The following is a 12,298-nucleotide window of genomic DNA, read 5'->3' on the forward strand; positions in this document are numbered from 1 at the left end:
TCCTCCGTCAGATTTCCAAGGCCGAAAGGCTGATCGCCATTTGCCCCGCAAGGCTCTCGCCGGGCTGCAGCACGACAAGGCCGCCAAACTCGGGCATATGATGGCCATTCGGCAAGTGGGTCATCGGCTCGAAGCAGAAGAAACCCGCCTCGCCGCCGGGTGTATAGATCATGTAGTTGCCGAAGACCGGATCCGCCTCGATCTCAGCCATAAGCTTCAGCTCCGGCCAGACGATGCGGGCACGGCCATCCCAGCCTTCGAAGGCATTGTTGATCCACTGCGGCGGAACAGTTCGAGGCCGCGAAAAATCGAGCAGTTCGGGCACTGGCCCCCGCCTATCCGGAAGATGGCCGTCCCGCTCGGTCCAGAAATGCCGCGCTGGAGCGGTCAACGACATCTGCGCCGTCAGCAGGAAATAGGGATGAAAGCCGAGACCGAACGGAAGCGGCGCATCACCGCTGTTCGTCACGCTGAGCGCATTCACCAGGCAATTGCCGGAAATCGAAAAACTCTGCGACGCCTGATAGCTATACGGCGAAAGATCATCCGCAGCGTGGCGGAAGGTCATGTCCACTTGTTGGCGGCTGAGGGAGACGATATCCCAAAGCCCGAGCCAGCCATCACCGTGTAGATGGAGCGGATCGGCCGTGTTGGCGCGGAAGCAATAATCGCGGCCGTCAACGGTCATGACATTGTCGCCGACCCGGTTGCCGAAAGGCACCAGAGGGAAACTGGCGGAGCCGCCATCGGCACCGCCAGCGGCCACCATGAAGGCACGGCCGCGAAAACTGGCGCTGTGGATCGCGCCGCCAAGACGGGACAGGGAGATTTGAAGATCGCCATCGGCGATCCGGATCTCCTCCATGTCCGCAGACCCGCTCACCCGCGCCGTCCGGCCGCCGACGATCTCAGATTGTCGAGCAGAACGGCAATCAGCAGGATCAGGCCGCGCACGACATACTGGTAGAAGGCCTGAATGTTCAAAAGGTTCATGACGTTTTCGGCAATCCCCATGATCAGCACGCCGACAATGACACCGGTCATCGCCGCACGCCCACCGGCTAGCGACACGCCGCCGAGGACGCAGGCGGAAATGACCGAAAGCTCAAGCCCGGTCGCCGCATTCGGCTGACCGGAGGTGATGCGCGAGGCCAGCAGAATGCCGGCGATGGCGCAGACCAGACCCTGCAGCGCAAAGATCCAGATGCGCATGTTGACGACGTTGACGCCGGCAAGACGTGAGGCTTCCGGATTGCCGCCGATGGCGAGCGTGTTCTTGCCGAAGACCGTGCGGTTCAGCACGAAGCCGAAGACGATAAACAGCGCGATCATGATCCAGATCGGCGTCGGCACCGTCAGGAAGCGCGACAGCGCCAGCTGGTAAAACGAAGGATCGTTGATGCCGACAGCACGGCCATCCGAAGCGATCAGCGCGAAGCCGCGGACGATCTGCATCGTCGCCAGCGTAGTGATCAACGCATTGATGCGGAACTTGGCGATAACCACACCGTTGATGACGCCGACGATGCTGCCGCAGATCAGCGCCGCCAGCAGGCCGAGCGGGATCGAGCCGGTCGAATTCGACACCATGACGGCGATCATGCCGGAGAAGGCGACCGTCGAGCCGACCGAGAGGTCGAAGTCGCGCGACGCCAGGCAGAACATCATCGTGCAGGCGACGATGCCGATGGTGACCACCGACTGCAGCAGGCCGAGCATGTTGCGTTCCGTCAGGAAGCTCGGAACAAAGATCGAGACGATGACGAAGGCAATGGCGAAGATCACCACGAGGCCCTGTTCGCCGAGAAGGATTTTTTTCAACGAGTTCATCGTGCTGTTCCTGAATTAGATTGTGCCGGCGGCATTCTTGTCGGGCAGGGCCGCGGTCAGAATGCTGCGTTCGTCGAAATCGGCGCGTGCCACATTGGCGGCAACGCGGCCCTGGCACATGACCATGATGCGATCCGAAATACCCATCACCTCCGGCAATTCGCTGGAGATGACGACGATCGCCATGCCACCGGCCGCCAGTTCATAAAGGATTTCGTAGATCTCGGACTTGGCGCCGACATCGATGCCGCGCGTCGGCTCGTCGATGACGAGGACCTTGACACCCTGCTCCGAAAGCCAGCGGCCAAGGATCACCTTCTGCTGGTTACCACCCGACAGATTGATGATGTCCTGCTTGCGCGACGGCGTGCGCACCCGAAGCTTGGCGATGAACTGGTCGGCGACCGACGCTTCCTTCTTCGGGTTCAGCACACCGAAGGGCGATAAGTGGCGGCGCGAGGAAATCGCGATGTTCTCCTGAATCGACCGTCCCTGGATGATCCCGTCGAACTTGCGATCCTCAGGGCAGAGAACCATCCCGGCATTGATTGCCGCCTTGGGATTGTTGGGCGAGACGGCAACGCCGTCGATCGTCACTGCGCCCTGATGCCGGTGATCGGCGCCATAGAGCAACCGCGCCATTTCACTACGCCCCGCCCCAATAAGGCCGAAAAAGCCGAGGATTTCGCCCTGACGGACAGAGAAGCTGATCGGGTTGCGCAGCTTCGAGCCGGAGAGGTTCTTCACCTCGAGCCTGACGTTGCCAAGTGGCCTCTCGCGCCAGCCCCAGATATTGTTGATCTCGCGCCCGACCATCTCGGCGATGATCTGGTCGCGCGTCGTATCGGCGACTTTTGGATGATGGGCCGCAAGCTTGCCGTCACGCAAAACGGTCAGGCTGTCGCAAAGCCGGAAGATTTCGTCCAGCCGGTGCGAGACATAGAGAATGACGGTGCCTTTGGACTTCAGCTTTTCGATCAGTGAAAAGAGAATCTCGCTTTCGCGTGACGACAACGAAGATGTCGGCTCATCGAGCGCGATGACCCGCGCATCCAGCATCACAGCCTTGGCGATCTCCACCATCTGGCGGGCGCCGATCGACAGCGTCGCAACCTTTGCCGAAGGATCGACATCAATGCCGATATCATCGAGCTTGGCGCGCACCGTCTCGATCAGCGTCTTGCTGTCAATGACTCCGGCTTTGCCCGGGAAGCGTCCGAGCCAGAGGTTTTCGGCAACGGTCAGCTCGGGAACGAGCTGAAGTTCCTGGTGAATGACGATTACGCCGGCGTTGAAGGCATCGCGGACGGAGCTGTATTTCTGCTCCTCACCATCGATGACGATCGTGCCATCATCAGCCGACTGATCGCCCGAGAGGATCCGGATCAGTGTCGACTTGCCGGCGCCGTTCTCACCCATCAGCCCATGGACGGCGCCCTTTTCGACACCGAACGAGACATTGGAGAGCGCCTGCACGCCCGGATAGCCTTTGGAAATGGTCTTGAATTCGAGGAAAGCCATCATCGCTCCATCGAGAAAGAGCCCGGCGGCAGACATGCGCCGCCGGGATTAAAATCACCTTGGGAGGATGATTATTCGATGCCCAGGTCCTTGCGAACCTTTTCGTAGTCGCCGCGCAGTGCCAGCGAACCGGAGGTCAGCGTCAGCTTGGCCGGTTCCTTGCCGTTGGCGATCCAGTCGTACATGTTCATGGCGGTTTCGTAGCCATGACGCTTCGGCGAGATGATGACCGTGCCGAAGAAGCCGGTTGCGGCAGGCTTCTTGAACTCGTTGATCGCCGAGTCAGCGCCACCGATGCCGACGCCGATCACGTGGTCGGCAGCAATACCGACCGATTCCGATGCGCGGACCGCGCCAAGAACGGCTTCGTCATTGAGGCCGAAGGCAACCCAGTATTTCACGTCGGCATGCTTGTTGAGAACGGTGGTCGCAGCGTTCAGAGCGGCTTCCGTATCGGTCTTGGCCTGCGGCGCATCGAAGATGTTTTCAGCCGGGAAGCCGGCGGTCTTCAGAACCGAAATCGCGCCTTCGACGCGGTCAACAGCGGTCGGAAGCTGGTCGTAGGAAACGCGGATTGCGCCGACATTCTTCATGTCCCAGCCGCGCTTCTTGATCTCGTCGACAAGCGCCTGGCCGACGGTCTCGCCGATCTTGGTGGCGGAAATACCCATATGCGGAACGTCTTCCAGCGGCTTGCCATCGGCATCGACCAGGCGGTCGTCGACGGTCATGACCTTCAGCTGGTTGGCGGCAGCCTTGGCGACGATGCCGGGGCCGAGCTTGACGTCGGGCGTGCAGACGATGAAACCCTGGGCGCCCTGGGCGCCGAGATTGTCGATCGCCGACTGAACCTTCTCGCCGTCTTCGGCGCCGATCTTGACGACCGTGAAGCCCTTTTCCTTGGCGGCCTGGTCTGCGAACTTCCATTCATCCTGGAACCAAGGCTCTTCCGGCTGCTTGACGATGAAGCCGATCTTGACGTCTTCGGCAAAGGCGGAGCCGGCGGCCAGAATGGCAAATGTGCCAGCCAGGATGGCTGCTTTGAACAAGCGCATGTCTCTCTCCCTAACTCTCAAAAATGAGCATCTGCCTCCCAGGCAGTGCGCTAGAATTAAGTTAAATCATCATACCAGTCAATTGCCTTTGTATGATGATTGGAATAATAAGATAATATCAAGCGTGCCGGGAGGAGCCGTCGCAAAGGAAATCGAATTCGGCTAAGACGGTTCGGTTTGCTTCGCGGGCAAGGGAAAGCGGAGAAGTCATTTGGATTCCATCGAGCAGCAGAGTGGGGATGCCAATCCGCGCATCGGAAGCCGTCCGCGCGTTCGCAAGAACGTGACAGCTGCTATGGCCGAAGACATCTTTTCGGAGCGCTATCCGGCCGGATCGCCTTTGCCGCGCGAAAACGATCTCTGCGAGCTCTACGGCGTCAGCCGCACCGTGATCCGTGAATCCCTCAAGGTGCTGGAATCCAAGGGACTTGTGCGCGGCAAGCCGCGGATCGGCACCTCGGTTTGCGACCGCGACGACTGGAATATCATCGACGCCGAAGTGCTCGAATGGATGGGTCCTTATATCAAGGACTTCGATCTGCTCGGCTGCATTCTGGAAGCACGCCGCACGATCGAACCGGCTGCAGCGGAATATGCCGCCGAACGGGCAACGACCCAGGAGATCGCCGATCTCGACAGCGCCTGGCGCCAGATGCGGGATTCCGCCGGCGACCCCGAGGCCTTCACCGATGCCGACGTGACCTTCCATGCCGTACTCCTCAAGGCGAGCCATAACCAGGTCTTCCGGCGCCTGCTCAGCGCCATCCATGCCGCGCTGAAATATGCGCTGCATGCCTCGAACATTGCCGTCGAAAGCCGCGAGGACGCCGTTGCCGTGCATGGCGAACTTGTCGAGGCACTGAGGCTGCGCAACCGAGCCAAGGCGCGTGAATGCGCCAATCGCATGCTGGATCTGGCCGTGCGCGATCTCGCCGCCGCCGAAAAGGCGATCGGCCGGACCAAGTAACCAGACAGGCGGCACCGCCGCAGACGCAACACGAGATGAATGAAAGCCCGACCCCATGAAGATCACCAAGCTCACGACCTACATCGTTCCGCCGCGCTGGCTGTTTCTGAAGATCGAGACGGATGAGGGTGTCGTCGGCTGGGGCGAACCGGTGGTCGAGGGACGGGCGCTGACGGTCGAGGCCGCCGTCCACGAGCTGGCCGATTACCTGATCGGGAAGGATCCGTTCCTGATCGAAGATCACTGGACGGTCATGTATCGCGGCGGCTTCTACCGTGGTGGCGCCGTCCACATGAGCGCGATTTCCGGCATCGACCAGGCGCTATGGGACATCAAGGGCAAGGCGCTCGGGCAGCCCATCCACTCGCTCCTCGGCGGCCAGGTGCGCGACCGCATCAAGGTTTATTCCTGGATCGGCGGCGACCGCCCCTCCGACGTTGCCCGCAACGCCAAGGACGTCGTTGCCCGCGGCTTCAAGGCGATCAAGCTCAACGGCTGCGAGGAAATGCAGATCGTCGATTCCAACGAGAAGATCGATCGCGCCGTCGAGACCATCGCCACCATCCGCGAAGCGATTGGCCCGCATATCGGCATCGGCGTCGATTTCCACGGCCGCGTCCACAAGCCGATGGCCAAGGTTCTCGCCAAGGAGCTCGAGCCCTACAAGCTGATGTTCATCGAAGAGCCGGTGCTCTCGGAACACCGCGAAACGCTGAAGGAAATCGCCAACCATTGCTCGACGCCGATCGCGCTCGGCGAGCGCCTCTATTCGCGCTGGGACTTCAAGTCGGTTCTGACAGACGGCTATGTCGATATCATCCAGCCGGATCTCTCCCATGCCGGCGGCATCACCGAATGCCGCAAGATCGCCTCGATGGCGGAAGCCTATGACGTGGCGCTCGCCCCGCATTGCCCGCTCGGCCCGATCGCACTTGCCGCCTGCCTGCAGGTCGATGCCATCAGCTACAACGCCTTCATCCAGGAACAGAGCCTCGGCATTCACTACAACAAGGGCAACGACATCCTCGATTACATCTCCAACAAGGAGGTGTTCCAGTATGCCGATGGTTTCGTGTCCATCCCGCAGGGACCGGGTCTCGGCATCGAGGTGGACGAAGCCTATGTCATCGAACGCGCCAAGGAAGGCCACCGCTGGCGCAACCCGATCTGGCGCCACGAAGATGGCAGCTTCGCCGAATGGTAAGATAGCAAGGGCCGCGAAAGCGGCCCTTCTGCTTTCCGGAACGGCGACAGATGTAAGCCAACGGCGCCAAAATTGCGCCGTTAGTTGCCTGCGCCCAGCCAGGCGGTCTCCAGCGTATAGAGAGCCTGCGGGCGCTTGACGCCGCGCAGCGCATAGCGCCCGATGCAGGCGAGCTCGGCGCGATCCTCGCTCGGGATCGTATCGGCAAATTCCGACGAGATCAGCACGTTGAAATCCACCGACCGGCACATCGAGGCGATGCGGCTGACCTCGTTGACGGCAGGGCCGATAACGGTGAAGTCGAGCCGCTCCTGGCTGCCGATATTGCCGTAGAAGACATCGCCGATATGCAGGCCGAGATAGACATCGGTCGTTGGCCGGCTATCGATCGTGCGCGCGGCATTGAGCTTTGCGAGCTTTTCGCGGAGCAGCCGCTCGGCCTTCAACGCCGCGCAACAGGCTTCCGAGGGATCCTCGCCCTTGAAGATCGCCAGCACGCCGTCGCCGATCAGCTTCAAAACATTGCCGCCGGACTCGTGGATCGCCGAGATCACCACTTCACTGTACTCGTTCAGAAACGGCAGGATCTCTTCCGGCGAGGCGTTGTCGGAAATCTTCGTATAGTTCAGCAGGTCCGAGAACCAGAGAGCCGCCGAGATCCGTTCCGATTTACCGCGGCTGATCTTGCCTTCCATGACCTGACGCGCCGCATCTTCGCCCAGATAGACCTCGGCGATGGTCCGCGCGATGCGGCCGAGTGCGATACATTTGATCGCCAGTGCCAGCACCGGCACCAGCTTGCGCAGGATGACGAGATCGTGGTCCGAAAAGCCTTCCGGGTGACGCGTCGAGAAATGCGAGAAGAAACAGTCCATCTCGCCGATGGTGCCTTCCTTCTCGAAGCGGTGGATCAACGCAACGTAATCGGTATGGCCGAGCTCTGCCATCTTCTCCAGCATCTGGAAATCGGCCGGGTCCCCGAAGCCGATACGGCGGCGAACCTCGTTTTCGGTGCCGGCCCAGAGATAATAGAAGGCGGAGCGCTTCCAGCTTTCCAGCGCTTCCCCCTCACCGGTCGGTCCATATTCGAATTCGGATTCGATCTCCTGCTCGCTGTCAAAGCGAAAGGCGCGTCCCTCATGAACCGGATGCAGCGTATCCATCAGCGCCATGCCGCGGTCGATCTGCAGACCCTTGTCACGGCAGGCGATGCAGAAGCCGTCGAGCAGCTCGGACTCGGTTGCGCCCTTCAAGCCCTGTTCCGTCAGCCAGGTCGCGATGGTTCCAATGTCGCTGTATTCCATGCCATCCACCTCCCTGTTCGGCCAACAACTATCCGGATTTCGTCCCATGAGAAAGAAAAACAAGAGAGTGGCAGTCAGTCACCAGATGGCATGTTGAACGGCGTGATGATCTCGACGGCCGAAAGCGGCCCGTGGCCGTTTCGCTGCGCCTTGGAGGAGCGGTCGAGGATCGCGCGAAATGCCGAGCGCGCATCGGTGCGCAAATCATGATGCAGGACGAAATTGATCTTTCCCGCGGCCAGCAGCGTGCGGTTATCGGCATCGAGATCATGCGCGACGAACACCCGCAATGGCCGCGCGGCGGCCTCGAAGGCGGCAAGCACCGCCCGGTTGCCGCCGCCGATCGAGTAGACGGCATCGATCGCCCGGTTCGCTGCGAGCGCCTCGGCCGCCAGCGTCCCCGTCGCCGCATCCGTCCCATGCCCCTCGCTGATTTCGGTGATCCCGATCGACGGATAGCGCTCGCGGATGATGCGGCGAAAGCCGATCTCGCGCTCTTCCTCCCCCCTGAACCGTCCGCTTGACAGCGTCACCAGCACATGACCCGGCCGCTCTCCCATCTGCGAACCGATCAGATAGGCAGCCGTCTCCCCCGCTGCCCGGTTGTCGGCGCCGGCATAGGCCGCGCGCGGCGAATTCGGCAGATCGGTGACCAGCGTAACGACGGGAATCTTGGCCTCGTCGGCCCGCCGCACGGCGGCAATGACATCGGGCACATCGGGCGCTTTCAGCACGATACCGTGCGTTCCGCGAAGCCGGATGCGGTCGATCAGCTGCACCAGCTCGGCCGGTCTCATGACTTCGGCGAAGTGGAACCGGCAGCGGAACACGGTCGGCAGCAGCGTCGCGACTTCCGCCTCGAACGCGGCCCGGACAGCATCGCTGAACCGCTCCGGCGTTTCCATGACGATATCGATCGACAGCTTCCGGCTGGCGGCCTCGGCACCCGCCTGCTGCTTTTCCAGTTCGGCAATCGCCGCTTTCACGCGCTGCTCAGTCTGGCGGCGCACCCCGGGCCGCTCGTTCAGCACCCGATCAACGGTGGCCGTGCTGAGGCCGGCCTGAAAAGCGATATCCTTGACGAGGAAATGGTGCGGCATCGGTGCAGTTCTGATGGTTTTTTGATGGATCTCTGATCTATATCAGCAAATGCTGCGGCGTATAGTGCCCTCCATCAGCGATTGGAGGAGCACCTGATGAAAACCGACAACCTGCAGAAACTGCGCGCCGACCGCGTCTGGCTGACCGAAGACGCCTGCGATCTCGGCGATTTTCGCGACCTAGCCGAGAAGACGACCTTGCTCGCAGACTACCCAAATGCCGATAGCGTCGAGAAGAACGTGCTGATCTACGACAGCCGTAAGGTCGTCGCAGCGATCGCCGATCCCGAGGGCCGCCGCGCTGTGCTGGCGGAAATCTGCGAAGCCTTCGGCGACGGTCCCGGCGTGGTCGTCTTCAAACGTGCCTACGAGGATACCTCTGTCATCGACCGTGCCAGCAAGATCTTCGACGAGATCATCGAGGAGCAGCACCGCACTTCGACCGGCGGCGGCGACCACTTTGCCAAGCCGGGCGCCAATGATCGCATCTGGAATTCGCTGGAAAAGCACTGCCTGGCCGATCCCGAGAATTTCGCCCGCTACTATGCCAATCCGATCATTGCGATCGCCAGCGAAGCCTGGCTCGGGCCGAGCTACCAGATGACGGCGCAGGTCAACCGGGTCAACCCGGGCGGCGCGGCGCAATCGGCGCATCGCGATTATCACCTCGGCTTCCAGTCCTCCAAGGTAATCGAACAGTTTCCCGCCCACGTCCACAAGCTCTCACCGGTGCTGACGCTGCAGGGCGCGGTCGCCCATTGCGACATGCCGCTCGAAAGCGGACCGACGCTCTTCCTGCCGCATAGCCAGACCTATGTGCCGGGCTACCTCGCGCTCAAGCGCCAGGAATTCAAGGATTACTTCGACAAGCACCATGTCCAGCTACCGCTGAAGAAGGGCGACCTGGTCTTCTTCAACCCGGCCCTTTTCCATGCCGCCGGCACCAACCGCTCTGCCGATATCAAGCGCGTCGCGAATCTCTTGCAGGTCTCCTCCGCCTTCGGCCGGGCCATGGAGACGGTCAACCGCGAGCGCATGAGCGCCAAACTGTTTCCGGCGCTGAAGCGGCTGAAGGGACAGCTTTCGGAAGCCGGTATCGCCAACGCCGTCGCCTCCTGCGCCGAGGGCTATTCCTTCCCAACCAACCTAGATCGCGACCCGCCGGTCGGCGGCCTGGCGCCGAAGACGCAGGCACAGCTGATGCATGAGGCGCTGAAGGAAGGCTGGAGCGATGAAGCCTTTGCCAAGGCGCTTGCGGATCAGGCGGAAAAGAAGCTGACGTAAGAGCAGGAGCCCCCTCATCCGCCCTTCGGGCACCTTCTCCCCACTGGGGAGAAGGGGACACGAGACGGCGCGGCAACTCCCTTCTCCCCTCGGGGAGAAGGTGGCGGCAGCGGGATGAGAGGGCCACACACACAGAGTAGAATGCCTCTCGCACCCGCGAGGGGCTATTTGCATATCAATCAAACGGAGGAACCACATGAGCACAGACTTGAGCCGCCTGGACGGCAAGATCGCCATCGTCACCGGCGGCACCCAGGGCCTCGGCGCCACCATCGCCCGGCTGTTTGCCGAGCGCGGCGCCAAGGGCATCGTCATCTGCGGCCGCAATGAAGCGAAGGGCAAGGCCAAGGCCGAAGAGCTATCCGCCAAAACCGGCGCCAAGGTGGTCTATGTCAAGGCAGATCTCGGCAAGGTCGAAGACGCCCAGAACGTTGTCCAAGCCTGCGACCAGGCCTTCGGCCGCGTCGATGCGCTGGTCAACGCCGCTGCGATCACCGACCGCGGCACGATCCTGGACACCAGCCCGGAGCTCTTCGACCAGATGTTCGCCGTCAACGTCAAGGCGCCGTTCTTCCTGATCCAGGAGGCGGTCAAGGTGATGCGGCGCGAGAAGATCGAAGGCACGATCGTCAATATCGGCTCGATGTCGGCGAAAGCCGGTCAGCCCTTCATCGCCGCCTACTGCGCCTCGAAGGGCGCGCTGGAGACGCTGACCAAAAACACCGCCTATGCGCTGCTGCGCAACCGCATCCGCGTCAACGGTCTGAACATCGGCTGGATGTCGTCGGAGGGCGAAGACCGGATCCAGCGGGAATACCATGGCGCCGCCGAGGACTGGCTGGCAAAGGCGGCCGCAAGCCAGCCCTTTGGCCGACTCGTCGATCCCGAGGAAGTGGCACGCGCCTGCGCTTATCTCTCGTCTGCGGAATCCGGCCTGATGACTGGGTCGGTTATCTGCTTCGACCAATCGATCTGGGGGGCCTATGACGGCTCGCCGCATCCGGTTGCCGCTCTCTAAGTGACTGCCGGAGCCCGGTAATTTTCAGCGCCGGGCTCTGGCACGTCTCACCGTTTGTCGCTACGAAAGACGCATCCATTGCTTTTGGGAGGAGCATATCCGTGTCCGAAAACCCGCTCTACGATATTCGTGACGAACGCTTCCATGGCCTGATCGCCGGCAGTGCCCGGCTTGAGGAGCTCTATAGCGGCTGCCGCTGGGCCGAAGGTCCCGTCTGGTTCTCCGATTGGAACTGCCTGCTCTGGAGCGACATTCCGAACGAGCGGATGATGCGCTGGGTTCCTGATGGCACGGTCTCCGTCTTCCGCTCGCCTTCCAACTACGTGAACGGCAATACCCGCGACCGCCAGGGACGGCTGGTCTCCTGCGAGCATGGCGGACGGCGGGTGACGCGCACCGAGCCGGATGGCCGCATCACGGTTCTTGCCGACGGCTACGAAGGTAAGCGGCTGAACTCTCCCAACGACGTCGTCGTCAAATCCGATGGCTCGATCTGGTTCACCGATCCGAGCTACGGCATCATGTCGGACTATGAAGGCCACAAGGCGGAGCCCGAGCAGGAAACCCGCAACGTCTATCGCATCGATCCGCAAAGCGGCAAAATCGATGCCGTCGCCACCGACTTCATCCAGCCGAACGGCCTTGCCTTCTCGCCCGATGAAAAACAGCTCTATATCGCCGATTCAGGTTCATCGAACCATGACGTGCCCCGCCACATCCGGGTCTTCGACGTTATCGATGGCAAGACGCTAGCAAACAGCCGCTACTTCTGCTCGATCGACAAGGGCGTTCCCGACGGTTTCCGCTTCGACGTTTCGGGCAATCTCTGGAGCAGCGCGGCCGACGGCGTCCACTGCTTTGCGCCCGATGGCACTCTCCTCGGCAAGATCCTGGTGCCGCAGACGGTCTCGAATATCTGCTTCGGCGGCATCAAGAAGAACCGCCTGTTCATCACCGCGACCCAGTCGCTCTATTCGATCTACACAACCGTCAACGGTGCACAGTATCCATAAGT

General features: G+C 61.4%; 11 protein-coding genes. 5 read left to right on the forward strand and 6 right to left on the reverse strand.

Annotated elements, in window-relative coordinates:
* Positions 1-7: 7 nt before the first annotated feature.
* From AC1DNK_RS10380 to AC1DNK_RS10395, 4 genes are all read right to left on the reverse strand, one after another.
* Positions 8-883, reverse strand: coding sequence for an aldose 1-epimerase (locus AC1DNK_RS10380; protein WP_477940840.1), 876 nt, complete (start codon positions 881-883; stop codon positions 8-10).
* A complete protein-coding gene (gene araH, locus AC1DNK_RS10385; protein ID WP_112385669.1) occupies positions 880-1,830 on the reverse strand; it encodes an L-arabinose ABC transporter permease AraH in 951 nt (316 codons plus the stop codon). The genes AC1DNK_RS10380 and araH overlap by 4 nt, the downstream gene beginning before the upstream one ends.
* Positions 1,831-1,845: 15 nt before the next feature.
* A complete protein-coding gene (gene araG, locus AC1DNK_RS10390) occupies positions 1,846-3,351 on the reverse strand; it encodes an L-arabinose ABC transporter ATP-binding protein AraG (RefSeq protein WP_477940938.1) in 1,506 nt (501 codons plus the stop codon).
* A gap of 71 nt (positions 3,352-3,422) precedes the next feature.
* Positions 3,423-4,406, reverse strand: coding sequence for an arabinose ABC transporter substrate-binding protein (locus tag AC1DNK_RS10395; RefSeq protein ID WP_112385670.1), 984 nt, complete (start codon positions 4,404-4,406; stop codon positions 3,423-3,425).
* A 211-nt stretch (positions 4,407-4,617) separates the two neighbouring features.
* On the opposite strand from AC1DNK_RS10395, the gene AC1DNK_RS10400 reads away from it, so the two are divergent.
* Both AC1DNK_RS10400 and dgoD read left to right on the forward strand, forming a co-directional pair.
* Positions 4,618-5,373, forward strand: a complete 756-nt coding sequence (locus AC1DNK_RS10400) for a FadR/GntR family transcriptional regulator (RefSeq protein ID WP_112385671.1) — start codon at positions 4,618-4,620, stop codon at positions 5,371-5,373.
* A gap of 55 nt (positions 5,374-5,428) precedes the next feature.
* Positions 5,429-6,577 (forward strand): galactonate dehydratase, encoded by a 1,149-nt coding sequence (gene dgoD, locus AC1DNK_RS10405; RefSeq protein WP_477940843.1) that lies wholly within the window; start codon positions 5,429-5,431, stop codon positions 6,575-6,577.
* 80 nt (positions 6,578-6,657) lie between these two features.
* On the opposite strand, the gene AC1DNK_RS10410 is transcribed toward dgoD, so the two are convergent.
* Complete coding sequence (locus tag AC1DNK_RS10410; RefSeq protein ID WP_112385673.1) at positions 6,658-7,881, reverse strand: adenylate/guanylate cyclase domain-containing protein; 1,224 nt, start codon at positions 7,879-7,881, stop codon at positions 6,658-6,660.
* Positions 7,882-7,955: 74 nt separating this feature from the next.
* Positions 7,956-8,981, reverse strand: coding sequence for a LacI family DNA-binding transcriptional regulator (locus AC1DNK_RS10415; protein ID WP_477940844.1), 1,026 nt, complete (start codon positions 8,979-8,981; stop codon positions 7,956-7,958).
* Positions 8,982-9,077: 96 nt separating this feature from the next.
* Between AC1DNK_RS10415 and AC1DNK_RS10420 the strand changes: the two genes are divergently transcribed.
* The 3 genes from AC1DNK_RS10420 (at position 9,078) to AC1DNK_RS10430 (ending at position 12,296) form a co-directional block, all read left to right on the forward strand.
* Positions 9,078-10,265 (forward strand): phytanoyl-CoA dioxygenase family protein, encoded by a 1,188-nt coding sequence (locus AC1DNK_RS10420; RefSeq protein WP_477940846.1) that lies wholly within the window; start codon positions 9,078-9,080, stop codon positions 10,263-10,265.
* A gap of 196 nt (positions 10,266-10,461) precedes the next feature.
* Complete coding sequence (locus AC1DNK_RS10425) at positions 10,462-11,283, forward strand: SDR family oxidoreductase (RefSeq protein ID WP_477940848.1); 822 nt, start codon at positions 10,462-10,464, stop codon at positions 11,281-11,283.
* A 101-nt stretch (positions 11,284-11,384) separates the two neighbouring features.
* Entirely contained in the window at positions 11,385-12,296 is a 912-nt protein-coding gene (locus AC1DNK_RS10430; protein ID WP_477940850.1) for an SMP-30/gluconolactonase/LRE family protein, read from the forward strand.
* The last annotated feature ends 2 nt before the right edge of the window (positions 12,297-12,298 follow it).

The organism is Rhizobium sp. 01N424 (assembly GCF_056399485.1).